The sequence below is a fragment of the Actinomadura sp. NPDC049753 genome (genome assembly GCF_040674655.1).
GTDB classification, from domain to species: domain Bacteria; phylum Actinomycetota; class Actinomycetes; order Streptosporangiales; family Streptosporangiaceae; genus Spirillospora; species Spirillospora verrucosospora.
Genome location: NZ_JBFARL010000047.1, coordinates 1 through 25,696, shown reverse-complemented (window position 1 = coordinate 25,696; position 25,696 = coordinate 1). Strand labels below are relative to the sequence as shown.

General features: G+C 73.7%; 27 protein-coding genes. 10 read left to right on the top strand and 17 right to left on the bottom strand.

The features are described from left to right. Positions 1–32: 32 nt before the first annotated feature. Positions 33–488, bottom strand: a complete 456-nt coding sequence (locus AB0K37_RS15220; RefSeq protein WP_363980443.1) for a MarR family transcriptional regulator — start codon at positions 486–488, stop codon at positions 33–35. A 94-nt stretch (positions 489–582) separates the two neighbouring features. On the opposite strand from AB0K37_RS15220, the gene AB0K37_RS15215 reads away from it, so the two are divergent. Together AB0K37_RS15215 and AB0K37_RS15210 are read left to right on the top strand one after the other, a co-directional pair. Further along, the gene (locus AB0K37_RS15215) at positions 583–762 is read left to right on the top strand and encodes a hypothetical protein (RefSeq protein WP_363980440.1); all 180 of its coding nucleotides are present in this window, start codon (positions 583–585) and stop codon (positions 760–762) included. Between the two features lie 11 nt (positions 763–773). Continuing rightward, positions 774–971 carry a hypothetical protein gene (locus tag AB0K37_RS15210; RefSeq protein WP_345185244.1) on the top strand — a complete coding sequence of 66 codons (198 nt, stop codon included), beginning with the start codon at positions 774–776 and terminating at the stop codon, positions 969–971. Between the two features lie 28 nt (positions 972–999). Here AB0K37_RS15210 and AB0K37_RS15205 read toward each other — a convergent pair whose 3' ends face one another. Then, complete coding sequence (locus AB0K37_RS15205) at positions 1,000–1,482, bottom strand: DinB family protein (RefSeq protein ID WP_363980437.1); 483 nt, start codon at positions 1,480–1,482, stop codon at positions 1,000–1,002. A gap of 123 nt (positions 1,483–1,605) precedes the next feature. Then, a complete protein-coding gene (locus AB0K37_RS15200; RefSeq protein WP_363980434.1) occupies positions 1,606–2,052 on the bottom strand; it encodes a helix-turn-helix domain-containing protein in 447 nt (148 codons plus the stop codon). A 129-nt stretch (positions 2,053–2,181) separates the two neighbouring features. Here AB0K37_RS15200 and AB0K37_RS15195 point away from each other — a divergent pair, with 129 nt between their 5' ends. Beyond that, a complete protein-coding gene (locus AB0K37_RS15195) occupies positions 2,182–3,072 on the top strand; it encodes an aldo/keto reductase family oxidoreductase (RefSeq protein WP_363980431.1) in 891 nt (296 codons plus the stop codon). Positions 3,073–3,159: 87 nt separating this feature from the next. On the opposite strand, the gene AB0K37_RS15190 is transcribed toward AB0K37_RS15195, so the two are convergent. Then, positions 3,160–3,567, bottom strand: coding sequence for a nuclear transport factor 2 family protein (locus tag AB0K37_RS15190; protein WP_363980428.1), 408 nt, complete (start codon positions 3,565–3,567; stop codon positions 3,160–3,162). A 98-nt stretch (positions 3,568–3,665) separates the two neighbouring features. Here AB0K37_RS15190 and AB0K37_RS15185 point away from each other — a divergent pair, with 98 nt between their 5' ends. Beyond that, positions 3,666–4,229, top strand: a complete 564-nt coding sequence (locus AB0K37_RS15185) for a helix-turn-helix domain-containing protein (protein WP_363980425.1) — start codon at positions 3,666–3,668, stop codon at positions 4,227–4,229. Here AB0K37_RS15185 and abc-f read toward each other — a convergent pair. Further along, a complete protein-coding gene (gene abc-f / locus AB0K37_RS15180) occupies positions 4,215–5,849 on the bottom strand; it encodes a ribosomal protection-like ABC-F family protein (RefSeq protein WP_363980496.1) in 1,635 nt (544 codons plus the stop codon). The two genes, AB0K37_RS15185 and abc-f, sit on opposite strands and share 15 nt — an antisense overlap. Positions 5,850–5,890: 41 nt before the next feature. Beyond that, on the bottom strand, positions 5,891–6,712 hold the full coding sequence (locus AB0K37_RS15175) for an SDR family NAD(P)-dependent oxidoreductase (protein WP_363980422.1): 822 nt from the start codon (positions 6,710–6,712) through the stop codon (positions 5,891–5,893). A 117-nt stretch (positions 6,713–6,829) separates the two neighbouring features. Here AB0K37_RS15175 and AB0K37_RS15170 point away from each other — a divergent pair, with 117 nt between their 5' ends. The 4 genes from AB0K37_RS15170 (at position 6,830) to AB0K37_RS15155 (ending at position 13,974) form a co-directional block, all read left to right on the top strand. Continuing rightward, entirely contained in the window at positions 6,830–7,423 is a 594-nt protein-coding gene (locus AB0K37_RS15170; protein ID WP_363980419.1) for a TetR/AcrR family transcriptional regulator, read from the top strand. A gap of 50 nt (positions 7,424–7,473) precedes the next feature. Beyond that, positions 7,474–10,671, top strand: a complete 3,198-nt coding sequence (locus AB0K37_RS15165; RefSeq protein ID WP_363980416.1) for a DUF4132 domain-containing protein — start codon at positions 7,474–7,476, stop codon at positions 10,669–10,671. A 121-nt stretch (positions 10,672–10,792) separates the two neighbouring features. Continuing rightward, positions 10,793–12,004, top strand: a complete 1,212-nt coding sequence (locus tag AB0K37_RS15160) for an AI-2E family transporter (protein ID WP_363980413.1) — start codon at positions 10,793–10,795, stop codon at positions 12,002–12,004. Positions 12,005–12,135: 131 nt separating this feature from the next. After that, positions 12,136–13,974 carry a glycoside hydrolase family 3 protein gene (locus tag AB0K37_RS15155; protein WP_363980410.1) on the top strand — a complete coding sequence of 613 codons (1,839 nt, stop codon included), beginning with the start codon at positions 12,136–12,138 and terminating at the stop codon, positions 13,972–13,974. Positions 13,975–14,071: 97 nt separating this feature from the next. On the opposite strand, the gene AB0K37_RS15150 is transcribed toward AB0K37_RS15155, so the two are convergent. Together AB0K37_RS15150 and AB0K37_RS15145 are read right to left on the bottom strand one after the other, a co-directional pair. Beyond that, positions 14,072–15,112, bottom strand: a complete 1,041-nt coding sequence (locus AB0K37_RS15150) for an alpha/beta hydrolase-fold protein (RefSeq protein WP_363980407.1) — start codon at positions 15,110–15,112, stop codon at positions 14,072–14,074. A gap of 130 nt (positions 15,113–15,242) precedes the next feature. Next, complete coding sequence (locus AB0K37_RS15145; protein WP_363980404.1) at positions 15,243–16,007, bottom strand: alpha/beta fold hydrolase; 765 nt, start codon at positions 16,005–16,007, stop codon at positions 15,243–15,245. Between the two features lie 81 nt (positions 16,008–16,088). Between AB0K37_RS15145 and AB0K37_RS15140 the strand changes: the two genes are divergently transcribed. Continuing rightward, positions 16,089–17,051, top strand: coding sequence for a YafY family protein (locus tag AB0K37_RS15140; protein ID WP_363980401.1), 963 nt, complete (start codon positions 16,089–16,091; stop codon positions 17,049–17,051). A gap of 21 nt (positions 17,052–17,072) precedes the next feature. On the opposite strand, the gene AB0K37_RS15135 is transcribed toward AB0K37_RS15140, so the two are convergent. From AB0K37_RS15135 to AB0K37_RS15095, 9 genes are all read right to left on the bottom strand, one after another. After that, positions 17,073–17,642, bottom strand: coding sequence for a GNAT family N-acetyltransferase (locus tag AB0K37_RS15135; RefSeq protein WP_363980398.1), 570 nt, complete (start codon positions 17,640–17,642; stop codon positions 17,073–17,075). A gap of 80 nt (positions 17,643–17,722) precedes the next feature. Continuing rightward, positions 17,723–18,727 carry a YihY/virulence factor BrkB family protein gene (locus AB0K37_RS15130; protein ID WP_363980395.1) on the bottom strand — a complete coding sequence of 335 codons (1,005 nt, stop codon included), beginning with the start codon at positions 18,725–18,727 and terminating at the stop codon, positions 17,723–17,725. A 10-nt stretch (positions 18,728–18,737) separates the two neighbouring features. Beyond that, entirely contained in the window at positions 18,738–19,145 is a 408-nt protein-coding gene (locus AB0K37_RS15125; protein WP_363980392.1) for a DUF3618 domain-containing protein, read from the bottom strand. Next, the gene (locus tag AB0K37_RS15120; RefSeq protein ID WP_363980389.1) at positions 19,142–19,630 is read right to left on the bottom strand and encodes a phage holin family protein; all 489 of its coding nucleotides are present in this window, start codon (positions 19,628–19,630) and stop codon (positions 19,142–19,144) included. Before AB0K37_RS15120 ends, AB0K37_RS15125 begins: the two co-directional genes overlap by 4 nt. A gap of 118 nt (positions 19,631–19,748) precedes the next feature. Then, on the bottom strand, positions 19,749–20,873 hold the full coding sequence (locus tag AB0K37_RS15115) for an AAA family ATPase (RefSeq protein WP_363980386.1): 1,125 nt from the start codon (positions 20,871–20,873) through the stop codon (positions 19,749–19,751). Beyond that, positions 20,860–21,645 (bottom strand): RNA ligase family protein, encoded by a 786-nt coding sequence (locus AB0K37_RS15110; protein ID WP_363980384.1) that lies wholly within the window; start codon positions 21,643–21,645, stop codon positions 20,860–20,862. Before AB0K37_RS15110 ends, AB0K37_RS15115 begins: the two co-directional genes overlap by 14 nt. Before the next feature lie 9 nt (positions 21,646–21,654). After that, complete coding sequence (locus AB0K37_RS15105) at positions 21,655–22,578, bottom strand: MFS transporter (protein WP_363980381.1); 924 nt, start codon at positions 22,576–22,578, stop codon at positions 21,655–21,657. A 42-nt stretch (positions 22,579–22,620) separates the two neighbouring features. Beyond that, a complete protein-coding gene (locus tag AB0K37_RS15100) occupies positions 22,621–23,130 on the bottom strand; it encodes a hypothetical protein (RefSeq protein ID WP_363980379.1) in 510 nt (169 codons plus the stop codon). Positions 23,131–23,170: 40 nt separating this feature from the next. After that, complete coding sequence (locus AB0K37_RS15095; RefSeq protein ID WP_363980376.1) at positions 23,171–24,175, bottom strand: hypothetical protein; 1,005 nt, start codon at positions 24,173–24,175, stop codon at positions 23,171–23,173. 269 nt (positions 24,176–24,444) lie between these two features. On the opposite strand from AB0K37_RS15095, the gene AB0K37_RS15090 reads away from it, so the two are divergent. Further along, a complete protein-coding gene (locus AB0K37_RS15090) occupies positions 24,445–25,596 on the top strand; it encodes a hypothetical protein (RefSeq protein WP_363980373.1) in 1,152 nt (383 codons plus the stop codon). The last annotated feature ends 100 nt before the right edge of the window (positions 25,597–25,696 follow it).

Sequence of the window (25,696 nt, the reverse complement as noted above, 5' to 3'; positions counted from 1 at the left end):
GGCCGGTCGCACGGACCCGAGTGGAGGGCCTTCTAGTTCTCCGCGCCGGCGGCGGCGATGACGCGGGTCAGGGTGCCGTGGAGGTCCTGCAGCTCCTCCATGCTCATGCCCAGGCGCTCCATGATGGTGGCGGGGATCTTCTCGGCCTGCTCCCGCAGGGCCCGCCCGGCGGGGGTGACCGTGACCGCCAGCAGGCGCTCGTCGCGGCTGTCGCGCTCGCGGCGGATGAGGTCGGCGGCCTCCAGCCGTTTGAGCAGGGGCGACAGGGTGCCCGGGTCGAGCTGGAGCAGGGCGCTGAGTTCCTTGACCGACAGCTGCCGGTGCTCCCACAGCGCCAGCATCACCAGGTACTGCGGATGGGTCAGCCCCATCGGCTCCAGGATCGGCCGGTAGTGCGCCAGCACGGTGCGCGAGGCCACCACCAGGGCGAAGCACACCTGGTTCTCCAGTGCCAGCGGGTTGGCGATGTCGCGCAGATCACTGGCCACGGGTCCTCCCGAGGGATGTCTTGGGGGCGCTTACCGGTTATAAAGAGTACCGCAATGGTTTGTGTGCCAACTGTTGGTAGGCAATGGAGGTGTCGTGTTGCGCCGAGCCCCGCTGGAAGAGCGCATCGCCCAGCGCCAGGCCGAGCTCGCGCCGGTGCGCGAGCGCGGACAGCTCGGGCACCCCACCGCGCGGTACCTGTTCATCGCCCTGCTGGCGCTGACCGTCGCCGGTCACGTCATCGGCGGCGTCCTGTTCGCCATCCTGGCGCACTGAAGGAGAGGCCGATGGCCATCAAGCGACCGTCCTTCCTGCCCTCCATCGACGAGCTGGAGCAGCAGGCCCTGAGGAACTCCGACCGGCGCGGCCCGCGCGGCTCCCAGTTCGATCACCCCGTGGCCAAGAACCTGCTCATCGTCGCGCTGGTGGTGACCGTCGCCGCGCACGTCATCGGCGGGGTGCTGTTCGCGATCCTGGCGTTGTGAACCACGGTGCGATGACGCCGGCGGGGCGTCAGCGGCCGGTCGCGCCGTCGATCTGCTCGCGGAGGATGTCGGCGTGGCCCGCGTGGCGGCCGGTCTCCTCGATCATGTGGGTCAGCGCCCAGCGGACGCTGGGGCCGGGGCGTCCCGGCCGGGGGAGGGGCGCCCCGAGGTCGGCGCAGCCGTCGAGCACCTCGTTGGCGCGCTCGACCGCCTCCCGGTAGCGGGCCACGATCTCGTCCACGCCGTCCGAGGCCGCGGCCTGGAACGTCGCCTGCCAGTCGGCGACCTCCTCCCCGAGGAACATCGACCGTTCGACGAAGGTCAGGTGGTTGAGCAGGCCGAGCAGGTTCGTGCCCGAGGGCACCGCGGCCGCCCGCACCTGCGGCTCGGGCGCGCCCTCGACCTTCGCGGCGACCGAGGTCCGCAGGTAGTCGAGGAACCCGCGCAGGGTCTCGGCCTCGCCGCCTCCGGAGCGGGGCGGCGGAGTGTCGCGGCGCGTGGTGCTGGGCACAGTGATCTCCTTCTTCGCCGGGCGGCAGACCCGCGGCGGGCCCGCCGCCATTCTCGGCAGGGGCGCCGTCGCTCGGCACGAAACCTTGCGGTTCCGGCAAAGAGCAGGATCGGACGGCGTGCCTCAGGAGGGGCGGGTGTCGTAGACCTCGCGGTTTGCGAGGACCTGGGTCATGTGCGTCTGCGCCCAGGCCCTGAGCCCGCGTGTCATGTGGTGGAGCGAGAGGCCGAGGTCGGTCAGCTCGTAGGAGACGGTGACAGGGACGGTCGGCGTGACGGTCCGGGTGAGCAGACCATCGCGCTCCAGCGACCGCAGCGTCTGGGTCAGCATCTTCTGGCTGACCCCGGCCACAAGACGAGAGATCTCCGAGTAACGCATCGCTTTCGGAGCGTCCGCGGGTGCTCCGTCGGGCTGGCCCGGGCCGTTGTCGCCGCCCAGCGCACACAGGATCAGCACGACCCACTTGTCGGAGATTCGGTCGAGCAACTGCCGGCTGGGGCACCCCGCCAGGAACGCGTTGTACTCCACCTTGGCCTGAGCCCTCTTCTGGGCCGCCTTCATCGTCGTCACCGATCGCCCCTCTCGCCGATGGGTGGGTTACGCACTTCAAAGTACCTACTTCCCAATAGGGAGCTTCTCTCCAATGCTGATGCAGGAGGCGGCAGACGCCACCCCACGTGCACGACGAAAGGCATCAAGATGAGCACACCCTCCATCTCCCTTCCCGGCGGCACCTGGACTTTGGGGGACCTGGCCGTCGCCCGGTTCGGTTACGGCGCCATGCAACTGGCCGGCCCGTGGGTCATGGGGCCGCCCCCGGATCGCGAGGGTGCCCTGGCCGTCCTGCGTGAAGCGGTCGACCTCGGCATCACCCACATCGACACCAGCGACGCCTACGGGCCGCGGGTCACCAACGAGCTGATCCGCGAGGCCCTGCACCCCTATCCCGGGCCGCTGCGCATCGCGACCAAGGTGGGCGCGACCCGCGACGAGCAGGGCGGCTGGCCTCCGGCCCGGCGGCCCGAAGATCTGCGCCGCCAGGTCCACGACAACCTCAGGTCGCTCCGGCTCGACGTGCTCGACGTGGTCAACCTCCGACTCGGCGACGCCGAAGGCCCCCGGCCCGGCTCGCTCGCCGAGGCGTTCGGAACGCTCGCCGAACTCCAGCGGGAGGGACTGATCCGCCATCTCGGGGTCAGCAACGCCACCGAGGAGCAGGTCGACGAGGCACGGGGCATCGCGCCGATCGTGTGCGTGCAGAACATGTACAACCTCGCCCACCGCCACGACGACACGCTCATCGACCGGCTCGCCGCCGACGGCGTCGCGTACGTGCCCTTCTTCCCCCTCGGAGGCTTCACCCCGCTCCAGTCCACGGCGCTCTCGGCGGTCGCCGTCCGACTGGAGACGACACCGATGTCCGTCGCACTGGCCTGGCTGCTGCAGCGATCACCGAACATCCTGCTCATCCCCGGCACGTCATCGACGGCACACCTGCGCGAGAACATCGCCGGTGCGGGACTCTCCCTCGCTCCTGAGGACTTGGCCAAGCTGAACGAGATCGGGGTGGGGCCGACTCCCACGGACTGAACCGCACCTTCGCCCACACGGTGGAAGGACGGCGGCCTTCTACGGCTGGCGAGATCGTTGCCAGCTACGCCCGGGCCCGCCGGCGCGTCACAGGCGTCCGCCCAGCGGAGTGCGGTGCGCGCGGACCGTCCGGTGGCTGATCCGCCAGCCGTGCCGGGTGCGGACGACGGTGTCCTCGTAGGTCACGCTGCCGACGGTGCCGTCGGCGTTGACACCGAGCCCCTTGGAGCGCGCGTGCACCCGGCCGCCCGCGGCCTCGGCGAGGACGATGTTGGTGACGTGATGCCCGACGGGGTTGAGTTCGCCGAGCGCACGCGCGGCGGCGGCGCAGGCCGCCACCCCGCGCAGGGGCTCCTGCCCGAAGTCGGACACGTCGTAGACGACGTCGGCGGTGAACAGCTCCTCCAGCCGGTCCAGGTCCCCGCTGTCGCACAGGTGGCCGTGCATGGAGATCAACTCGGTGATCTCGGTGCGGTCGTCGGCGGTGAACGCCATCGCTCCTCCTCGGCCCGGGAGACTAAATGGGGACTTCCCCGTTTAGTGTCCCGCTAGGCTAACCGGGGAAGTCCCCGTTCGACAACCAGGGAGCCGCGATGACCGCCGCCCCCGGCCGGGCGCGCCGCGCCGACGCCGAGCGCAACGCGCGGCTGCTCGCCGAGGCCGCCAGGGAGCTGTTCGACGAGCGGGGCCCCGGCGCGCCCCTGGACGAGATCGCCAAGCGTGCGGGCGTCGGCAACGCGACCCTCTACCGGCACTTCCCGACCCGCGACGACCTGCTCGCCGCCGTCTACGCCGACGAGGTCGCCGCCCTGTGCGAACGGGGGGCCGCCCTGTCGGCCGAGGCCGACGCCGGGGAGGCGCTCCACGCCTGGCTGGAGGCCTTCGCCGTCCAGGTCGCGACCGGGCGGGCCCCGGCCTTCGCCGGCGCGGGCGGCGACGACGCGCGGCGCACCGAGCTGTTCGCGCGGTGGCACGCCGCCCTGACCTCAGCCGCGGAGACGCTCCTGACGCGGGCGCAGCGGGAGGGCGCGGTCCGCGGGGACCTCGCCGTGACCGAGGTGCTGACGCTGGCCCACGCCATCGCCACCTCCTGCTCCGACCCCGCCCAGGTCCGCCGTCTGCTCACGATCGTCCGGCAGGGCCTAGCGGACCGGTGAGGCCGGGCGCCCTTCGGCCAGTTCGAGGCGGGCGCCGGTGAACGCGGCGCGCAGGCGCCGGTCGTGCGTGACCACCACGAGCGCGCCCTGGTAGGTGGCCAGCGCCTCCTCCATCTGCTCCGTGAGCATGGGCGACAGGTGGTTGGTCGGCTCGTCGAGCAGCAGGAGGTCCCGGGGCTCGCTCACCAGCCGCGCCAGCTCGACCCGGCGCCGCTGCCCATGGGACAGCTCCCTGAGGCGAAGGCCCAGGTCCGACGGCCGGAACAGGCCCAGGGCGAGCAGGGCGTCCGCGTGCTCGTCGGGAGTGCCCGGACGTCCGTGCGCGTAGGCCTGCAGCACGGTCCGGTGCCCTGCGCCGACGGGTCCGTCCTGCCGGAGGAACCCGACCCGTCCGTTCCTGCGCACCTCGCCCGCGTCCGGGCGCAGTTCTCCGGCGATGACCCGCATCAGGGTGGTCTTGCCCGCTCCGTTCGGGCCGGTGACGAGAAGCCGCTCACCGGCGCGGACGGTCAGGGACTCCAGGCGGAGCCGTCCCGGCACCACCACGCCGTCGAGCGCGACCACCTCGTCCCCGGCCGCGCTCGGGGCGGCGGGGACGGCGGTGAAGCGCAGCGGCTCGGGCGGCGGCGCCGCGGGGTGGTCGGCGAGCCACCGCAGCCGCTGCCGGGACTGCCGGATGCGTCCGGCGGCGCCGTGGGTGCGCGAGCGCGCCCGCCAGGCGCCGGTGCCCATGCCGGCCTTGGCCGTCCTGCGCGGGATCGCGGCGAGCCGGCCCGCGTTGGCGGTCACCAGTGCGGCATGCCGGTCCAGTTCCGTCCTCCATTCCTCGTGGGCCCGCGCCTGCGCGGCGCGTTCGGCGGCCTTGGCGGCGAGGAAGCCGGCGTACCCGTCGCCGTAGCGGCGCGCCTGCCCTCCGTCCACCTCCACGACGGCGGTGGTCACCCGCTCCAGGAACATGCGGTCGTGCGTGATCGCCACGACCGTGCCCCGGTGGGCGCGCAGGCGCCGTTCGAGCCAGGCCGTGGCCTGGTCGTCCAGGTCGTTGGTCGGCTCGTCGAGCAGCAGCAGCTCGGGGGAGGACGCCAGCGTGGCGGCGAGGGCGAGCCTGGAGCGCTCGCCGCCGGAGAGCGAGCCCAGCGGGCGGCTCCGGTCGAGTCCGGGCAGCCCGAGCCCGTGCAGCGCGAGTTCCACGCGGACGTCGGCCTCGTAGCCGCCCCGCGCCTCGAACTCCGCCACCAGTCCCGCGTAGGCGTCCAGGGCGGCCCGCTCGGGCGCGCCTGGCGCGCCGAGCGAGCGTTCGGCGGCGCGCATCCGGGCTTCGAGGTCGCGCAGGTCGGCCAGTGCCAGGTCGACGGCGTCGGCGACGGTGGCCTCCGGCGGAAGCGCGAGCGACTGCGGCAGGTAGCCGACCCCGCCGGGAGCGACGGCCACGACCTCGCCGCCGTCCGGACGCTCGACGCCCGCCATGAGCTTGAGCAGCGTGGACTTGCCGGACCCGTTGTCGCCGATCACACCGAGCCGCTCGCCGGGCTTGACGGTGAGCGAGGCCCGGTCCAGGACGGCGCGGGTCCCGTAGCGTTTGGTGATCTGGTCGAGCGTGAGTTGGGCAGGGGCGCGCAGAGCGCCACCTCCTTCTGGTCGGTGCGGGCGGGGGATTCGGGTCAGCCCGGGGCCTTGCGGCTGAGGTGCTCCCAGGCCCGGTACTCCTCGGCGCGTTGCCGGTCCATCTGCTGGACCATGTCGTAGGAGGCGGAGCCGACGATCAGCCGCAGCGGCGGCTCGTCCAGGCCGGCGAGCTCCATGACCACGGGAGCCGCGGTGCTCGGGTCGGGGCCGGCGTCCTCGCCCCACATCTCGGCCAGCCGGACGCGCAGCGGCTCGTACTCCGGGAGCGGCCGGGTGACCGTGGTGCCCCGCGTGAACAGCTCCGTGCCGTACCCGCCGGGCTGCACGATCGTCACCTTGATCCCGAAGGGCGCCACCTCCATCGCCAGGGCCTGGCTCAGCGAGTCGAGCGCGCTCTTGCTCCCCGCGTAGAACCCGGCGGACGCGACCCCGCCGCCCGTCCCCATCGTGGTGACCTGCAGGATGTGGCCGGATCCCTGCCTGCGCAGGTGCGGCACCACGGCCTGGGCCACCCAGACCGCGCCGAAGAAGTTGACGTCGAACTGGTCGCGGATCTGTTCCTCGGTGGCCTCCTCCACCATGCCGAACAGCATGGCGCCGGCGTTGTTCACCACGACGTCCAGCCGCCCGAACGTCGCCGCCGCCCGGTCCACCACCGTCCGCACGGCGGCGCGGTCGCGGACGTCCAGCGGCAGCAGGACGAGGCGGTCGGGATGGCGGGCGGCCAGGCCGTCGAGCGGGGAGAGGTCGCGCGCGGCTGCCACGACGCGGTCCCCGGCGGCGAGCGCCGCCTCGGTGAAGGCTCGGCCCAAGCCTCTCGACGCACCGGTGATGAACCATGCGCGGGCGGTCGTCATGCACCCCTCCTCGATCATAAGAGACGAGACGGTTCGTCTCGCTTTAGCGAGTATGGGGGCAGTCCGCCTCCTAGTCAAGACGGACCGTCTCGTCTCGTTTGGGGTATACTCCCGGCCGTGTCCAGCACCAGAACACCCGATCCCGCACGGCGCAGCGAGCGGTCCCGGCAGGCCGTCCTGGCCGCCGCGCGCGAACTGGTCTCCGAAGTCGGGTACCCCAAGGTGACGATCGAGGCCATCGCCGCGCGGGCGGGCGTCGGCAAGCAGACCATCTACCGCTGGTGGCCGTCCAAGGGCGCGGTGATCTTCGAGGGGTTCCTCGCGCTGAGCGAGGGGGAGGAGGGCGTCCGGCTGCCCGACACCGGCGACATCGAGGCCGATCTGAAGACCGTCATGCGCGCGACGGTCGCCGAGTTCGCCGACCCGCGGTTCGAGGCGCCTCTCCGCGCGCTGAACACGCAGATCATCGACGACCCCGAGCTGGCCGCCCTGTACCGCGAGAAGCTGGCCGACCCCCTCGACCAGGCCAAGAAGGAACGGCTGCGCAGCGCCCAGCGGGCGGGCCAGCTGCGCGCGGACGCCGACCTCGACCTGGTGCTGGAGGTGCTGTACGCCCCGCTCACCCAGCGCTGGCTGCACCGGTCGGGGCCGCTCACCCCCGAGTACGCCGACGCGCTCGTCGACGCCGCCCTCCGCGCCTTCGCCCCCTGATCGGCGTCGGAGCGGCGGCCTGTCGGAGCCGGGTCCTACGGTGAGGCGCCATGGACGAGGACACGTTGGTCATTCCGGCGGCGTGGCGGCGCAGGCTGCATCCGCGGCGGGGCGGCACGCCCGGCACCGCGCTCAAGCTCGACCCGGCGGCCGGCGACGCGCTCGCCGAGAAGATCCGCGCGCAGTCGGCCGATATCGATGACGTGCTCCGCACCCCGCAGAGCGAGCCCGCACTCGTCGCGGCGGCCCGGCGGTACCTGAGCGGCCGCGACGACCCGCTCGGCGCCGCGGTCGCCGGGCAGATCGCCGTCCGCAAGGAACCCTGGCAGGAGAATCCCCACGCCTGGCTCGTGGACGCGTGGTGCGCCGAGCGCGGGGCCGCGTTCGCCGCCGCCGCCGTCACAGGCCTCAGCAAGGCCGAGCCCACGTGGCGGTGGATCGAGAACGGTGAGCGGACCGAGGCGTGGATCCGGCTGCGGGATCCGCAAGAGCAGCACGGCTACTGGTGGGGGATGCGCGGTGCGCTGGTCCGGATGCGGGCCGTTCTCGCAGCCGCGGATGACGCCGAGTACGAGCGGGCCGTCGCGCGCATGGGGGAGTGCCGCGACAACGTCCTGCTCCGCTCCGTCACCGCCTACCTCGCGCCCACCCGCCAAGACTGGGTCGAGGAGTCTCTCGCCGAATTCGGCGTCCTGCCGGGCCACATGTACTCCTGGATGATGTGGTGCTCCGTCGCTTCCCCAGCTCAGCTGGCCCGCTTGGGCGTCCTGGGGTGGCAGGCGGCGAACGCCGAACTGGTGACCACCGCCGTGGACGGTGTGGGCGCGGCCCTCGCGCCGCTGCTGGCGCACGCCTACGACACCGCGGCCAACGCGAAAGTTCGCAGGAACACCACCGAGGCGCTGGCGGTCCTGCCCACCGACGAGGCGTTCCAGGCCCTGGTTGAGCGCGCCGACCAGGACCGCGTCAGGCCCGCGCTGGCCGCGGCGGCACAACGGTTCCCAGCGCGGGCGGCGCGGCTGCTGAGCGGCGCGGCGGCGGGCACCGGCAAGGCCGCCGAGATCGCCGCCGCACTGCTGGAGGAGTACCTGCTCACCCACCCCGAGCTGGACGAGGGCGAAGCGCGCCGGGCGCGCGTCCCCGACGCGCCGGCGCGGGAGCTGCCCGCGTGCCTGGCCGACCCGCCCTGGAACCGCCGCCCCCGCGAAGGCCGCACCGTGGAGATCGACGGTCTGGTGCCGCCCGACATCGACGCCGTCCGCTGGGCGCGCGGCGAACGCGAGTCGTGGTCCGCGTCCGGTCAGTGGCGGAACCAGCACGAGTGGGCCGCCAGGATTTTCGACCACAAGGCGGGGCGGCTGGCCTGCTGGCAGACGCTGGAGCTGCTCACCGAGGGCCCAGAGGAACTGGTGCGGCCCCTCTTCGCCGAGTGGGCCGCCGGCGACCCGCCCCTCACCTGGCGCAAGAAGCAGATCGCGGCCCGCTACGAACTGGACGCCGTCCCGCTGCTGATCAAGGCCGCCGCGGACGCGCCCGCCTCCGACGGCGAGGTTCTGCTGCCGTTCCTCACCCCGGCGATCGCCGCGCTCATGGCGGACTGGGCGCTGCGGCTGAAGTCGGCGCGGCCCATCGCGCACGCCTGGTTCGCCCGCCACAGGATCGCCGCCGCCCCGCAGCTCGTCCCCGCGGCGCTGGGCCCGGCCGGGCGAAAGCGCCGCGCGGCCCGGCTCGCGCTCCTGCACATCGCCGGGAACGAAGGCGCGGACGCGGTCGTCGAGGCCGCCCGCGTCCACGGCGACCGCGCCGCCGCCGCGATCGCCGACCTGATGACCGCCGACCCGCTCGACCTCGTCCCGCCGCGCCGCCCGACGATCGGCGGCTGGGCCGACCCGGCGCTGCTGCCGCAGATCCTGACCGTCCGGCGCGACCGGGCGCTTCCGGCCGCCGCGACACGCGCGCTGCTGCTCACGCTCGCGCTGGAGGTCCCCGGCGGCGGGCGCCCCGACCTCGCCGAGGTGCGGAGCGCCTGCGACCCCGAGTCGCTCGCCGCCTTCTCCTGGGCGGTGTTCGAACGGTGGGAGGCGGCCGGGCACCCGGCCGGGGACGGCTGGGCCCTCACCCAGCTCGGCCTGCTCGGGGGCGACGAGGCCGCCCGCCGCCTCACCCCGCTGATCCGGGAGTGGCCCGGCCGGAGCCGCCACAAGAACGCCGCCGCGGGCCTGGACGTCCTCGCCGAGATCGGCACCGACGTCGCCCTCATGCACCTGCACGGCATCTCCCAGAAACTGCGGTTCACGACCCTCAAGGAACGCGCCCGCCAGAAGATCGACCAGATCGCCGACGGGCTCGGGCTCACCCAGGACGAACTCGCCGACCGCCTCGTGCCCGACCTCGGGCTCGACTCCGCCGGCACCCTCGTCCTGGACTACGGGCCCCGCCGCTTCACCGTCGGCTTCGACGAGCAGCTCCGGCCCTACGTCCTGGACGACACGGGCAGACCGCGCAAGACCCTGCCCAGACCGGGCGCCAAGGACGACCCCGACCTGGCGCCCGCCGCCTACAAGCGGTTCGCGGCGCTGCGCAAGGACGTGCGCGCCGTGGCGGCCGGGCAGGTGCGCAGGCTGGAGACCGCCATGGTCCAGCGGCGCTCCTGGCCCCCGCCCGACTTCCAGCGGCTCCTGGCCGACCACCCGCTGCTCCGCCACATCGTCCGGCGGCTGGTGTGGCTCACCGGCGACGGCACGGCCTTCCGGGTCGCCGAGGACGGAACGCTCGCCGACTCCGCCGACGACGCCCTCGTCCTGGACGGCGCCGCCCGGGTCCGCGTCGCGCACCGCCTCGACCTGGCCGCGCGGGACCTGGCCGCCTGGGCGCAGGTGTTCGCCGACTACGAGATCGCCCAGCCGTTCCCGCAGCTGGACCGCCCCCTGCACGCCCTCACCGAGGACGAACGCCGGACCGGGCGCCTGGCCCGCTTCGACGGCGCCGAGGTCCCGCTCGGGCGGCTGCTGCGCCTGGAGCACGACGGCTGGGAGCACGACATGCCCGCCGACGCGGGCATCGTCGGCGGGATGTCGCGCACGCTGCCCGGCGGCACCACCGCCTGGCTCGGCTTCGAACCCGCGGTCGCGATCGGTCACCGGGACCCCGACCAGATCGTCACGATCGGCGTCCACGTGACCGGCGCCCTCGACGCCGTCCAGGCCAGCGAACTGCTCGCCGAACTGACAGCGGTCACCGAAAAATGACGGCCGCGCCTGCAGAGCGAGGCGGGGTCTCGGCGCGGCGGGCTGAAATCCCGGCAAAGCTTGCCCATGCCGCGGTGCGGGACGCCCGGAATGCCCACCCGGACGCCGTTAACGTGCAGGAATGCCGCAGACGCCCGGCGAGCCGCCCGGCGCCACGCCCGCCCACGGACCCGGCGCCGTCCCTCCCGGCGACCCCACCGCCGAGCACGACGCCGAGCCCGGCGCGCAGCGGTCGCACCAGATGCCGCCGTGGCTGCCCAGGGCGTTCGCGCTCGCCGGCGGGAGCGTGCTGGCGTTCCTGGCGGGCCTGTGGCTGCTGGAGCGGCTGCGCGAGCTGCTGCTGCTCCTGCTGATCTCGCTGTTCCTGGCCTTCGCGATCGAGCCGGCGGTGAACTGGCTCGCCGCGCGCGGATGGCGCCGCGGCCTGGCCACCGCGGCGATGTTCGCGGTCGTGGGGCTGCTGCTGGCCGGGTTCCTCGGCGGCATCGGATCGCTGCTGGCAGCCCAGGCCAACCACCTGATCAGCGGATTCCCCGACTACGTCCGCCGGTTCGTCGGATGGGTGAACTCCACCTTCGGAACCCACCTGTCGCAGCGCACCGTCTTCCAGCGGCTCCCCACCGTCACCCAAGCCCTGTCGCGGCACCTGTCGGACCTCGCCGCGAACGTGTGGGGCTTCGGCACGACCGCGTTCGGCGTCCTCTTCAACACCCTCGGCGTCCTGCTGTTCACCTTCTACCTGTCCGCCGAGGGCCCCCGGTTCCGCCGGACGGTGTGCTCCCTGCTGCCGCCGCGACGCCAGCGCGAGGTCCTGCGCGCCTGGGAGATCGCCGTCGACAAGACCGGCGGCTACATCTACTCCCGGGGGCTGCTCGCCCTCATCTCCGGCATCGCCCACTACGCCGCCATGGCCGGGCTGGGCGTCCCCTACGCGGCGGCCCTGGCGCTGTGGGTGGGCGTGGTGTCGCAGTTCATCCCCGCCGTCGGCACCTACCTGGCCGGCGCCGTGCCGGTTCTCATCGCCCTGACCACGTCGCCCAGCACGGCCCTGTGGCTCCTGCTGTTCATCATCGCCTACCAGCAGTTCGAGAACTACCTGCTGCAGCCGCGCATCACCGCCCGGACCCTCGACATGCACCCGGCGGTGGCGTTCGGGCTCATCCTGGCCGGCGCCGCCGTCGCCGGGCCCATCGGGGTGCTGCTGGCGATCCCGCTCGGCGCCAGCCTCCAGGCGTTCGCCGGCGCGTACGTGCGCCGCTACGAGGTGGAGGAGCATCCCCTGACCAGGCCGGACGCGCCCCCCGGCCGCTGGTGGCGGTGGCTGCGGCGCTGACGCTTTACCGGATCGGGGACGCGTCCTGGGCGGATCGTCGAGCATTGCCGTGGACGGGAGCCGCCCGCCGCGGTTACCGTGCCGGGAGGAACCTTGATCATCAGCCAGCTCGGGGGCGGGAGGGAGCCGTCATGTACCGTCCCCGCACGCGCCGCCGCCGGTGGCTCGCCGGCCTCGCGGCCGGAGCCGTCGCGGTGACCGGCCTCGGCGGCGTGGACGCGTCCGCCGCGCAGGCCGCGCCGCACGCCGGCAAGGATCCGCGGCTGCTGCGGATCCTGCGGTCGATGTCGCTGGAGGACAAGGCCGCGCAGCTGTTCGTCCTGCAGGTCTACGGCAAGAGCGCCACCACGACCGAACCGGCCGACGTCGCCGCCAACCGCAGGCTGTACGGCGTCGACAACGCCGCGCAGGTCGTCGCCCGCTACCACCCCGGCGGCTTCATCTACTACGGCGACAACGTCACCGACCCGAAGCAGCTCGCCGCGTTCTCCAACGGCATCCAGCGCGCCGCGGCGGCGCAGCCCCTGCGCGTCCCCGCCACGATCGCCATCGACCAGGAGGGCGGCATCGTCGCGCGCGTCCAGCCCCCCGCGACGCAGTCGCCCGGCAGCATGGCCCTGGCAGCCGGGCGCAGCACCGGCGACGCCCGCGCGCTCGCCCGCATCACCGGAAGCGAACTGCGCGCCATCGGCGTCAACCAGGACTACGCGCCCGACGCCGACGTCAACGTCAACCCGGCCAACCCCGTCATCGGCGTCCGGTCCTTCGGCTCCGACCCCGCCCTGGTGTCGGACATGGTGACCGCGCAGATCGGCGGCTACCGGGCCGGGGGAGTCACCCCGACCGTCAAGCACTTCCCCGGGCACGGCGACACCACCACCGACAGCCACACCGGCGTCCCGCACATCGACCACACGCGCGCCGAATGGGAGCGGCTCGACCTGCCCCCGTTCCGCGCCGCGATCAAGCAGCGCGTCGACTCCATCATGACCGCGCACATCGTGGTGCCGTCGCTGGACCCCTCCGGCGACCCCGCCACCCTCTCGCGGCCCATCCTCACCGGCATCCTGCGCGACCGCCTCCACTACCGCGGCGTCGTCGTGACCGACGCCCTCGACATGCAGGGCGTCCGCAACAAGTACGGCGACGAGAACATCCCCGTCCTGGCCCTGAAGGCCGGCGTGGACGTCCTGTTGAAGCCGCCCGCCGACGCGCAGGGCAACGGCGTGTTCCCCCGCCAGCTCGCCGCCGTCGTCAACGCCGTCAAGTCCGGCGAGCTGACCGAGAAGCGCATCGACGAGTCGGTCTACCGGGTGCTGGAGCTCAAGCAGCGGCGCGGCCTGTTCCGCGACCCCTACGCCGACGAGTCGAAGATCGACAAGGTCGTCGGGACCTCCGAGCACCTGGCCGCCGCGCAGCGCGCCGCCGACCGCACCACCACCCTGGTCAAGAACGGCGCCGGGATCCTGCCCCTGCGCCCCGGCGGACGCAAGGTCCTGGTCACCGGATGGGGCGTGTCCACCACCGCCTCCCTCGGCACCGAGATCGCCCGCCGCGGCGCCGTCACCACCATCCGGCAGACCGGCATCAGCCCCGGCCAGGCCCAGATCGACGAGGCCGTGGCCGCCGCCCGGGACCAGGACCTGGTCGTCGCCGTCACCAACCGCGCCTGGGACGTCAAGCAGGAGACCGGCCACAACGGGCCCGGGCAGACGAACCTCGTCAAGGCGCTCGTCGCCACCGGCAGACCGGTCGTCGTCGTCGCCGTCCGCGACCCCTACGACATCGCCTGGTTCCCCGAGGCGACCACCTACCTGGCGACCTACTCCTACACCGCCGAGGCGCTCCGGTCGGCCGCCAAGGTCCTGTTCGGCGAGCTGGACCCGCGCGGGCGGCTGCCCGTCGCCATCCCAGCCAGCGACGAGCCGGGCACCGTCCTGTACCCGTTCGGGCACGGCCTGGGCTACTGACCCGCCGGACCGGGCCGCACGCGCGGCGGCCCGGTCCCGAGGCGGCAGCCGCAGCCGCACCGGAACCGGGCCGGGTTCGTTCCAAGGGGCGCCCGCGTCACACCTTGCGCGCGCCGATCGACTTCATCAGCGTCGGCCACACCGCGCTCGCCTCACGCACCCACGCCGGCCAGTTGTGCCGGCCGTCGCCGTAGATGTGGGCGGTGTAGGGGATGTTCAGCTGGTCCAGGCGCTTCTGGAAGTCCCGGTTGTTCGCGCCGACCGCGATCTCGCTGAGCAGGCCGATGTCCCACGGCGCCACGTCGGGGTCGCCGGGGCCGGGGCGCCCGGTCGTGCCCGCGGAGAAGAACAGGCCCGTGCCGCGCAGCTTGGGCGCCAGCGAGTACGGGTCGTGCGCCGCCCAGTTGGCGTCGTCGGACCACGGGACGCCCCAGATCGCGAACGGGTCCTGGCCGTTGCCCGCGTTGGTGAACATCAGCAGCGCCGGCATCCCGATCGAGCGCATCGACAGGATCCCGCTCAGCGACGCCGCGTACTTGAACATCCCCGGGTGCCGGGCCGCGTAGGACATCGCGCCGGCGCCGCCCGAGGAGTTGCCGATCACCGCGCGCAGCGCGCCCGCGTGGTAGTTGCGCTCCATCAGCTGGCGCACCTCGGCGGTGTGGAAGGTCTCCCACTTGGGCGTCCCGCCCTTGCCGTAGTTGTACCAGTCGGTGTAGGAGCCGTTGTCGCCCTCCGGCATGACGACGATGACGTTGTACTTGGCCGCCCACGCCTCGATGTCGGTGTTGCGCGTCCAGGAGGTGTAGTCGTCCTGGCCGCCGTGGTAGGCGTACAGCACCGGCCACGTCGCCGTCGAGTTCCGCGTCCAGTTCTTCGGCAGCAGGATGCGGGTCTTGACCGCCTTGCCCAGGGCGGGGGAGTCGATGGCGATGTCGACCTCGTGGGAGGCGATCTTCTTCTCCGCGGTGATGCGGGCCCCGTCGTCCGCCCGGACCGGCCCCGCGAGCGCCTGGGCGGGACCGGTGCCGACCGCGCCGAGGCCGGCCGCCAGGACGACCGTGATCGCCCCGGAGGCCAGCGAGCGCCGCCAGGCCACCCGGTGCGGTCGGCGGCGGACGGTCGGTGTCGTGTGCAAGGCTCACCTCGCGGATCAGGCCCGACCCCCGCGGCCGCGCGACTTCCGCAGAGTGTCCTCGCCCCAGCCGAAATGATCTACGCGGACGGGTTACAAGATTTCTCGGCGCGGCTGTGGAGAAGTGAGTGATTCAGGCCCCGTCGGCGGCGGCCCCGGCCAGCAGCGCGGCCAGATCGCCGGGCCGGGAGAACATCGGCCAGTGCCCGGTCGGCAGCTCGTGGTAGGTCCAGCCGGGCCCGGTCATCATCGAGAAGACCGGGTGGCCGCTCTCGCCCATCTGCTTGACCGCGGCCAGCGGGATCGTGGAGGCGATGAGCGTGCGGGGCATGGCCGGCACCGGGTCGGGGCGGGTGAGCGCCTCCGTCACGGTGCCGAACGGCTGGGGCGTCCCGCGCTCGCGCATCGCGGCCAGGTGCTCGGCGGTCAGGCCCGCGAGGTTGGCCGGATCCTGGTCCGGGTCGAACGCCGGCACCGGGAGCTTCCAGCCGTCGCCGCGCTCGGCGACGGCCTTCTCCAGTTCCGCGCGCGAGGCGGGGTCGTGGAAGTCGATGCCGGCCAGGCCGGACGGCATGGGGCCGGTGTCGACGTAGACGATCCGGGCGATGCGCTCGGGGATCCGGTCGGCGGCACCGGTGACCGCCATGTTCGCGCCGCTGTGCGCGACGAGCACGACTCCGGTCAGGTCGTCGTCCTCGATGAGCCGCACCAGGTCGTCGACCTGCCCGCGGACGTCGGTCCCGGGCGCGGCTTCGGCCGCCCGCTCGGCCTGCCCGGCCGGCGTCACCGCGCGCACCTCGTGGCCCGCGGCCCGCAGGTCCGCCGCCACCTCGTCCCATGCCCAGGCGCCGAGCCAGTGCCCCGGGACCAGTACGAACGTCGCCTTGCCAGCTGCCATGTTCAGCCGTCCTCTCGGTGGATGTGCTCCCACGCTAGGGTCGATACCGGACAAGATCCGCCCGGATTAAGCGAGTGACCCGTGCCGCATCCCGCGCCGTCCCATCCGACGACCCGCGTCCTGGCCATGCTGGAGCTGCTGCAGGCCAACCCCCGCATGAGCGGGACGGAACTGGCGCGGCGGCTCGGCGTGGACGAGCGGACCGTCCGCCGCTACGCCGCCCGCCTGGAGGATCTCGGCGTCCCGGTCGTCGCCGAGCGCGGCCGGTACGGCGGCTACCGGCTCATGCCCGGCTACAAGCTGCCGCCGCTCATGCTCACCGACGACGAGGCCACCGCCGTGGTGCTGGGGCTGCTGGCCGGGCGGCGGGTGGGACTGCCCGGGCAGGCCACCGAGAGCGCGCTCGCCAAGGTGCAGCGCGTCCTGCCCGCGGCCCTGCGCGACCGCGTCCAGGCGCTGCGGGACACGCTCGGGTTCACCCTCGCCGCCCGGGACTCCGCCGCGCCCGACACCGGCGCCGTCCTGACCCTCGCGGCGGCGGCGCGGGAGAAGCGCCGCGTCCGGATGCGCTACCGGTCCTGGCAGGGCGCCGAGACCGAGCGCGACCTGGACCCCTACGGCCTGGTCTTCCACTCCGGACGCTGGTACGTCACGGGCCACGACCACCGCAGCGGGGAGATCCGCACGTTCCGCGTCGACCGCGTCGCCGCCGCCGAGCCCGGCACCGCCCGCTTCGAGCCCCCCGAGGACCTCGACCCGGTCCAGCACGTCACGCGGTCACTGGCGCGCGTGCCCTATGCCCACGAGGTCGAGGTGCTGCTGGAGACCACCCTCGGCGAGGCGCGGCGCCGGATCCCCGCCACGACGGCGACGCTGACCGAGGACGCCGGGGGAGTGGTGATGACCACGCGCGCCGAACGCCTGGACGGGATGGCGCGCATGCTGGCGGGGGTGGGCTTCCCGTTCGTCATCCGGCGGCCCGAGGAGCTGCGCGGCCACGTCCGCGACCTGGCCCGGTCGCTGCGGGAGCAGGCCGGGCGGTGACCGCGGCCCCGGCGGGGACGGTCAGGACCTGCCGGCGCGGGCGTCCCACTCGTGGCGGAGCATCGCGTAGACGACCTCGTCGCTCCACTCGCCCTTGACGATCTCGTTCTGCACCAGGTGCGCCTCGCGGCGCATCCCGAGGCGCTCCAGAACGCGGGCGGACGCGGCGTTGCGGCCGTCCAGCCGCCCGCAGACGCGGTGCAGGTCGAGCCCCTCGAAGCCGAGCCGCAGCACCACCTCGGCGGCCTCGGTGGCGAACCCCTTGCCGTGGTAGGCGGGGTTGAAGATGTAGCCGATCTCGCCCTGCCGGTGCTCGCGGCTGCGCCACTGGAGGTTGACCTCGCCGATCAGCTCGCCGGTCTCGCGCCACTCCACCGCCAGGACCAGCCAGGCGCCCTCCTTCTCCACGGTGGAGGCGCTCATCTTCTGCTTCAGGAACGACCGCGACTCCTCCAGGGAGCGGGGTTCCCAGTACAGGAAGCGCGCGACCTCGGGCAGGGACTGGTAGGCGTACAGGCCCTCCAGGTCGGTCTCGCGGAACGGCCGCAGGGTCAGCCGCTCTGTCTCGATCGGGTAGGCGGGACGGAGCATGCGATGATCCTATTCAGGGGATTCGGTCTTGTGCGACCCGTAATTCCCCGGTAACGCGGGCCCGTCCCGCCGTCCCGCGCCTACAGCCGGTGCGCCCCGTGCTGGTCCTGAGCACCGTCCTGGGCGCCGTCCTCGACGCCGTTCTCGCGGCGCTCCTCCTCGTCGAACGCGCGGGTGTCGCGGAACTCCACGTAGGGCTCCTCCTTGGGGGGCTGCCCGCCGGCGATCGCGCGGCTGCGTTCGAGTTCGGCGTCCAGCTCGGCGCCCAGCAGGATCGCCAGGTTCGTGATCCACAGCCACACCAGGAAGATGATGATCGCGGCGAGGCTGCCGTAGGTCTTGTTGTAGGAGGCGAAGTTCGCCACGTACACCGCGAACAGCCCGGAGGCCACCAGCCACAGAAGGATCGCCACCGCGCTGCCCGGCGTGACCCAGCGGAAACCGCGCTTGGCGTTGGGGGAGGCCCAGTACAGCAGCGAGAACAGGAAGCCGACCACGATCACCAGGATCGGCCACTTGGCGATGCTCCAGATGGTGATCGCCTGGGAGCCGACCCCGAGCATGTCGCCGGCCTTCTGCGCCAGCGGCCCGGACACCACCACCGCGATCACCGACGCCGACAGCAGCACCAGCGTCAGCAGCGTGACCCCGATGCGCAGCGGCACCGTCTTCCAGAACGGCCGGCCCTCGGGGACGTCGTAGACGGCGTTGGAGGCGCGCATGAACGCCCCGACGTAGCCCGACGCCGACCACACGGCGGCCGCGAGGCTCAGCACCGCGACGACGCCCGCTCCTCCGGCGCCGCCCTGGAGCTGCCTGATCGAGCTGACGAGCAGGTCCCGGACGGCGCCCGGCGCCAGGCTCCCGACGTTCTGGACCAGGCTGTCGGTGGCCGACTGGCCGGCCAGGCCCACCACCGACACCACCACCAGGATCGCCGGGAAGATCGACAAGACGGAGTAGTAGGTGAGCGCGGCGGCCAGGTCGGAGAGGTTGTCCTTCTGGAACTCGCCGAGGGTGCGCTTGAGCGTCTGCCACCACGACCGTGCCGGCAGGTCGGTGGGCGCTTCGGGCCGTTTGCTCATGTGTGTGTCCTCACCGGCCGGTGCGGCGTATCGTGACGGCGCGCTTCTGGCCGGTGCGCATCCGCACCTGCACCGGCGCCTTGCGGCCGTGTCCCAGCCGCAGCCGGGGCCTGGTCCGCGACGTGCGGCGGCGCAGCCAGACCGCGCCGAGCGCGACCGCCCCGGCCGACGCGATGACGACACCGCCCTGGCGCGCCCTCGCCTTGCCCTCCTCCGAACTCGCGGCCTCCCACGCGGACGCCGCCGTGTCGCGCGCCCTCTCGCGGGCCTGGCCGACCTTCTCCCGGGCCATGGCCTTCACGTCGGCCTTGGCCGCGAGCTGCTCCACCGTCTCACCGAGCTCGTGCCGGGCCCGGTCGACCTCCTGACGCAGTTCCTCGGTGCCCGCCTCGGCGCCGTGCTTGCCCTGCATCGTCATCGGTGCGTCGCCCTCTCCTTCAGTTCGGCCACGGCCAGCTTGGCCTCGTCCATGGCCTGCTCGGGCTTGGCCGGGGTGGCCCGCCTGGTCTGCGCCCGGCCCATCAGCGCCAGCACGCCCGCCACCGCCAGCAGCACCGCGCCGACGATCAGGGCGGCCGCCCACACCGGCAGCGCCACCGCGATCGCGGCCACCACCGCCGCGAGCAGAACCCCCACTCCGTAGAGCGCCACCAGCCCGGCACCGCCGAACAGGCCGGCGCCGGTGCCGGCGTGGCGGCCCTTGTCCTTCAGCTCGGCGACGGCCAGACGCATCTCGGCCCGCATCAGGTCCGAGACCTGCTGGGCGGCCTGCCGGACCAGCTCGCCCGTGCCCGCCTCGTGGTGCTCGGCCCGGAACTCCGGTGCGCGCCCGACGTCCTGCCGGTGCACGCCCGTCGTCCCGGCCTGGCCGTCGCCGCCGTGTTGCTGCCGCACGATGCTCATGCCTCCAGGCCCCCTCCATGTTTCGAAACCTGGAAAAGGGCGTTCCCCGTGCGCATGGGCTAAACGTGGCGGTAGCCGGACGCGCGGTGACCGGGCGCGGCCGGCCGGGCCGGGCGGCTCAGGCCGTGCTGAGCCAGTCGACCCGGTGCGCCTCGGTCGGGTCCGGGGTCTCCCACCGGCGCACGAGCCGGTCGATCACCGCGTCCGGGACGGGCGAGGGGCGCGCCCGGTTGCGGTCCCGCAGGACCCGCGGCGGCGCCTCCAGCGCGACGACCTCGACCCGGCCCCGGTACCCGGCGACGAGGCCGGTGCACAGCTCGCGCTGCTGGCGGGACACGTTGGTGGCGTTCCACACGAACGACCGCCCGGCGCGCAGGTGGTCGCGGGCCTGCTCATGGGCGGCGGCCGCCACGGCGCGCTGGTCGCCGGCCGGGTCGACGCCCATCTCGGCGCGGAGCCGGTCGAGGCTGACCACGGGCACGTCCGGTCGGTGCGCGGCGATCCAGTGGTCCTTGCCGACGCCCGGGAGCCCCGACAGGACGGTCACGGTGCAGCGCGTGTCGTCGTAGGCGGCGTAGCCCGGGTCGCGGTCGGGCTTGCGGAAGAACCAGAACCGCGCGTGGTCGGAGGGGAACGCGCGCGGCCGGTCCAGGCAGTCCTGCTCGGCGCAGTACTCCCCGTACAGGGCGACGTTCTCCAGGAGCTCCTCGGTGTCGGGGCAGATCCGGCCGAGGATGTCGGCGGACGCCAGCAGGACCAGGTCGTCGTTGCGGGCCAGCAGGCTGACGCGGAACGCGATCTGCCGCAGGTCGGGGCGCTCCAGGGCCCAGAACGGCACCTGGTGGTGGCGGATCAGCGCCGCCACGTGCTCGCGCCAGGCGACCGGCGCGCCCAGTTCCCACAGGATGCGCCGCACCATCAGGTCGCCGCGGCGCGAGTGGCCCCGCGCGGTGATGCGCCCGTCGTCGTCCAGGGCGGTGCAGTACGGCTTGGCGATGTCGTGCATCAGCACGGCGGTGAACAGGCGGACCCGCTCCCGCGGCGGGCGGGCGCGCCACTGGGGCAGCGCCGCCAGCGCTTCGCACGCCATCCGGGTGTGGGTCTCGACGTCGCCTTCCCCGTGGTAGACGGCGTCCTGGGGGACGCCCGCCATGTCGCGCACCCAGCCGAAGGCGTCCCGGATCCGCTCCCACGGGACGGTCCAGTGCGGCGGTACCGGGCACAGCTCCTCAAACACCTGCATACAGCACCTCCGGGTCGGCCAGGCCGTTGGCGACGATCGGCCGCTCCTGCCAGTGGGTGCCCGAATCGAGGATCGCGGTCAGGAAGCTCGGCCGGACCCACTTGTAGCGGTCGACCGTCTTCCCGCCCTCCTCTACCTTGATGTAGAGGCCCTCCATCTCCTCGGAGGCGTCGGTCTCCTCGACGACGCGGGCGGGGTCGGCGCCGCCGGCCTCGGCCGCCGCGCGCAGCGCGTCCCGCCACTGCGGGGTGCGGCAGGTGGAGGGGCCGGCCAGTCTCGTCAGCGCGGCCACGTCCGGCAGCGGGCCCTCGTGCAGGACGGGCACCGACACCACCGGCGTCCCGGCGAGCAGCTCGCGGCGCCGCTCGGTCGACAGGAACGTCCCGTCGGTCTGGTCGAGGACGTCGAACTCGCAGAAGTAGTGGGGGAGCGCGTCGTAGAAGACCGTGTGCTTGGCGTACAGCCATTCCCCGTACAGGACGTACCGGTCCTGCAAGCGCTCGCGGAGGACGTGCTGGACCGACGCCGCCCACGCCTTCAGCGGCCCGAACTGGCGCTCGCGCGGCCCGCCCGTCAGGAAGTGGCCGCGGCTCTGCAGCCGCAGCTCGCCGCCGGAGGAGAAGCTGATGCCGGCGTTGGCTCCGTCGAGCTTCTCCTCCACCACCAGGTACCGCCCGGCGATCGCCCGGAACGGCACGGCGGCCAGGTCGTGGTCGCCCGGTTGGAGCCGGGAGCCCGCGATGTGCCGGGTCCGGGGGTACTTGTGCAGCATGCGACCGTTCTAGGGCCGGACCGCCGGTCCTGCCAACCGGTTTTCGGTCCGCCGGCGGGCAGGGACGACGCGGACGAGGGCCAGCGCGGACAGCCACAGCGCCACACTCGCCCAGGCCAGCGCGTGCAGGCCGGCGGCGGACTCCGGGTGGAGCGCCGGACCGGCGACCGCCCCGTAGACGGCGACGCCGAGCGCCGTACCGACCTGCCGGGCGGTGTTGTTGAACCCGCCGGCCAGCCCGGCGTGCGCCGGGGGGACGGCGCGCATCGCGGCGGCGACCACCGCGGTGACGATCAGGCCGTCCCCGATCCCGATGCCGAGCAGCGCCGGGAGCAGCGCCGCGTAGCCGCCGCCGGGACCGGCGCCGAGCAGCGACAGGGATCCGGCCGCGGCCACGGCGGTGCCCGCGGCGAGCGGCACCCGCGGTCCGAACCGGGCGGTGAGGCGCCCGCTCACCGGGGCCAGCACCGCCAGCGGCACGGCCATCGGCAGCAGCATCGCCCCGGCGACCAGCGCGGAGCGGTGCCCGGCCTGCTGGAGCCGCAGCGTCGCCACGAACAGCACCCCGTTGGTGACCAGGTTCATGATGAGCGCGATGCCGCCGGCGCCGAGGAATGCCGGGGCCCGCAGCAGCCCGCCCGGGACCATCGGCGCGGCCGCGCGCCGCTCGGCCAATACGAACGCGGTCCCGGCGGCCAGCGTGAACACGGCGGTGGCGGCGGCGCCGTCCCGGTGGCCGTGGCCCGCGGCGATGACCGTCCAGACCAGGCCGCCGAGGGTGAGCGGCGCGAGCACCATCCCCGCCCGGTCCGGTGTCGCGCCCGGCCGGGCACGCCGGGGCTCGCGCACCAGCGCGCGGACCCCGCCGGTCGCCGCGGCCGCGCGGGGCGCCGTGAGCCGGAAGAAACACCCCCCCCCCCGAGTGTAGGCCACCACCCCCCCCCCCCCCCGCCCGCCCCGCCCCCCCTTCGCCTGTCAGCCCAGGCGCACGGCGCGCTCGTGCTTGCCGTCGCCTATCTCCAGCACCCGCGCCCGCGCCGCGGCGTCGGCCAGCGGCGCGATGAGACGGGCCAGCGGGGTGCGCTGCGGGGTCCCCGGCATCTCGGCCAGTTCGGTGACCCGGCACACCCCGGCCTCTCCGTGCAGCTCGAAGCCGCGGACGGGGTGGGCCCAGATCCTGCCCTGCGCGGTGTCCATCACCGGCACCGCCTGATCACCGGGGGCGACGGCCAGGTCGCCTAAAACCCAGCCGGTCTGCCGCGCCGCCTCGGCGTAGGCGATGACCTGCTCCAGGTCGCGCCGCAGCCTGGGGACGCGCGAGGAGTCGAACGTGACCGGCGGGCAGGCCAGCGCGACGGCGTCGCGGCAGCCCAGCCGACCCGCGATCTCGGCGACCCGATCGAGGACACTGCGGTGAACGTGGCCCACCTGCACTCCATCCACGGTCAGCAGCACCACGTCCGCGCGGCCCTGCGAATCGGCCATCGGTTCCCCCTGCCCGGCGGCCCCGGCCGCCAGGGACGGCTCAGGCTGGACGCATGTCCACGACGCGGTCGGAGTCCAGGATGAAACTGGCGGCCTCGTCCGGAGTGACCCCGAGGACGTCGATGACCAGCCGGATCGGACCGACCTTCTCGGCGTCGCAGCGGTGGCACCTGGTGCGGTTGTCCCCGTAGACCTTCATCGAGGGGTTCCGGTCGCCGTTGCTGTGCCTGTTCGGGCGCGGGCAGTGCCACAGGTTCCCGTCGTCGGAGGACGAGCCGAGGCGCGTCAGCACCGTCCGGACGTCCACCGACTTGGCCTCGGCGATCCGCTTGTTGTGCGGCGAGACGGGGACGGGCGGCACCATGTCGGCGCCGCGGCGCCCGGCCCGCAGCTCCTGGCGGTACTTGGCCGCCTCGCGCCGCAGCTTCTCCAGGTCGATGCCCTGGGTCGGGTCGTCCTTGGTGACGGGGGCGGGCTCGTTCCCGGTCGACAGGTAGGGGAACCGGTCGTCGGCCCGCCGCCGCAGCGCCGCGACGAGCACGAACGTGGCGAGCGCGTCCCGGGCCGAGGGCGGCGGGACCATGCGCAGCCGCGCCGCGTACCGGATCACGGTGGCGGCCTCCGGGGTGACGAGCCGCTGGGCGCCGGAGCCGACCTGCACGGTGGGGACGGGCCCCTCCTCGCCGCCGACCTGGCCCCATTCCAGGTACCCGGGGGGCCGGCCCGCGTCGGGGAAGGCCTCTCCCTGCGGGTCCAGCCGCGAGAACTCCAGGACGGTGCCGCCGGCGTAGGCGTCGACGCGACGGCCGGCGAAGCCGCACAGTGCCGCGTACGGCACCAGGCAGCTCGGGTCCTCGGGCGCGAGGTAGATCACGCGCGACCGGAAGTCGGCCGCGGTCAGCCCGCTCGCCCGCAGACCGGCGATGGTCGCGGCGATCACGTCCTGGTCGTCGCCCGGAACCAGGTCGACCGACTTGACCCCTTCGATCGCCGGAGGTGAACCGGTGGTGCGAACGGCCAGCACGTAATCGGTCAACTGGTGCATCTGGTCTCCTTTGTAGTGTGCCGCCCCCGTGTGTCACGCATGACTGTCCACGCGACAGGGCGAGCCGCATGCTTTATTTGTCAACCGGTTCGTCGGCGGCGCCGTCCGGCCCTCTGGTACTTGCCGATCCGACCTGCCCCGAAACGGTTATGACTGAAGAGTGGACACCGGGCGGTGCGGCCGGTGCCGCACCTGGCCGGAACCGGCCGGGTGCCGAGGTTACCGCCGGCCGTCCGCGGCCGGTGGCAGGACACGGAGAAGGGTGCAGAGTGCCAGCGCAAACCAAGGAAGAATTCTACGTCCGGCGCCTCTTCGACGACGACGTCCCCGTGTTCGTGGACGCGACCAAATACGTCCGGCAGGACGCCCCGTATCCCCTCAGCGCCAAGAAGGCCCTGAAGGCGACCTGCGGGGTGCGCACGGACAACGAGGTCCTGGCGTTCAGCCTGCGCAACTACACCGGCAAGCAGGCCGAGCGGGAGGTCGAGCACGTCGAGAACACCGTCGGCGGGCGGGTGACGTCGCAGAACCAGCTGCGGCTGCGCATGCCCCGCAGGACCTTGCACGGCCTGAACGAGACGGCGCGGGCCCTCGCCGTCGTCCTCGGCGACGAAGTGATCACCGAGCTGGACGGCGACCTCTACGTCCTGAGCCTCGCCCGCAACGGCAACGAGGGGACGCTGGCCCTGGTCGGCAAGCTCACCGCGTCCGAGGGCGGCTTCGTCCGGTCCGAGATCGGCGACGGCGACGCCGAGTTCGAGCTCCCCGTCGCGGGGGTCCGGCTGCGCATCTTCCTCCGCTCCCCCGTCCGTGACCGCATCATCGCCTACGGCTTCAGCGGCTACCTCACCCGCAAGCCCGGCGAGACGGAGACGGTGACCCGGGCGACCGCGCTGGCCATCAACAGCATCCTCGGCCTGGCGACGTTCCGGATGCTGTCGCAGCTGGACCACGTCGACGTCCCCGCGGTGCCGCGCGGCAACGCCGTCCGGCCGCGCAAGCCCGCCGAGCAGGTGACCTTCTCGGTCCCGGCGCTGCTGTTCACCGACGACGGGACTCCGGCGGCCCGCGGCCGCGTCGCCGCCGAGATCGACCTGGACCAGGTGGACCCGGTGACCGGCGGCCTGCAGCTGCACGTCACCGCCGGCGACCAGCTGGAGTGGAACCCGGCGGTGGTCGAGACGGTGAAGTTCGAGGCCTACGAGCGGGTGCTCACCGAGACCATCGGCGCCATGCTCCACTCGGCCGTCGGCGTCGACACGGTGCGCGACCTGGCCTACGACATCATGCTGGGCGACCTCGGCGCCGAGGGCATCGCCCGCCTGCGCGCCGCGACCACCGACCTTCCGGGCCTGGCGGCCAAGCCCAACCAGGCCGAGGTGCGGTCCGCGCAGCCGGCCACCGGCGTCCCGGCCGCCTGACCACCGGCGCGGTCCAGCGACCGCGCCTCGCGCCGTCGCGGGGCGGGGGGGGGCCCGACCGGGCCCCCCCGCCCCCCCCGGCCCCCCCCCCCCCCCCGCC

Coding starts and splice junctions, on each gene's coding strand:
- AB0K37_RS15210 (WP_345185244.1), top strand. CDS start 774: ATGGCCATCAAGCGACCGTCCTTCCTGCCCTCCATCGACGAGCTGGAG.
- AB0K37_RS15195 (WP_363980431.1), top strand. CDS start 2,182: ATGAGCACACCCTCCATCTCCCTTCCCGGCGGCACCTGGACTTTGGGG.
- AB0K37_RS15190 (WP_363980428.1), bottom strand. CDS start 3,567: ATGGCGTTCACCGCCGACGACCGCACCGAGATCACCGAGTTGATCTCC.
- AB0K37_RS15185 (WP_363980425.1), top strand. CDS start 3,666: ATGACCGCCGCCCCCGGCCGGGCGCGCCGCGCCGACGCCGAGCGCAAC.
- AB0K37_RS15175 (WP_363980422.1), bottom strand. CDS start 6,712: ATGACGACCGCCCGCGCATGGTTCATCACCGGTGCGTCGAGAGGCTTG.
- AB0K37_RS15165 (WP_363980416.1), top strand. CDS start 7,474: ATGGACGAGGACACGTTGGTCATTCCGGCGGCGTGGCGGCGCAGGCTG.
- AB0K37_RS15160 (WP_363980413.1), top strand. CDS start 10,793: ATGCCGCAGACGCCCGGCGAGCCGCCCGGCGCCACGCCCGCCCACGGA.
- AB0K37_RS15155 (WP_363980410.1), top strand. CDS start 12,136: ATGTACCGTCCCCGCACGCGCCGCCGCCGGTGGCTCGCCGGCCTCGCG.
- AB0K37_RS15145 (WP_363980404.1), bottom strand. CDS start 16,007: ATGGCAGCTGGCAAGGCGACGTTCGTACTGGTCCCGGGGCACTGGCTC.
- AB0K37_RS15135 (WP_363980398.1), bottom strand. CDS start 17,642: ATGCTCCGTCCCGCCTACCCGATCGAGACAGAGCGGCTGACCCTGCGG.
- AB0K37_RS15130 (WP_363980395.1), bottom strand. CDS start 18,727: ATGAGCAAACGGCCCGAAGCGCCCACCGACCTGCCGGCACGGTCGTGG.
- AB0K37_RS15125 (WP_363980392.1), bottom strand. CDS start 19,145: ATGACGATGCAGGGCAAGCACGGCGCCGAGGCGGGCACCGAGGAACTG.
- AB0K37_RS15120 (WP_363980389.1), bottom strand. CDS start 19,630: ATGAGCATCGTGCGGCAGCAACACGGCGGCGACGGCCAGGCCGGGACG.
- AB0K37_RS15115 (WP_363980386.1), bottom strand. CDS start 20,873: ATGCAGGTGTTTGAGGAGCTGTGCCCGGTACCGCCGCACTGGACCGTC.
- AB0K37_RS15110 (WP_363980384.1), bottom strand. CDS start 21,645: ATGCTGCACAAGTACCCCCGGACCCGGCACATCGCGGGCTCCCGGCTC.
- AB0K37_RS15100 (WP_363980379.1), bottom strand. CDS start 23,130: ATGGCCGATTCGCAGGGCCGCGCGGACGTGGTGCTGCTGACCGTGGAT.
- AB0K37_RS15095 (WP_363980376.1), bottom strand. CDS start 24,175: ATGCACCAGTTGACCGATTACGTGCTGGCCGTTCGCACCACCGGTTCA.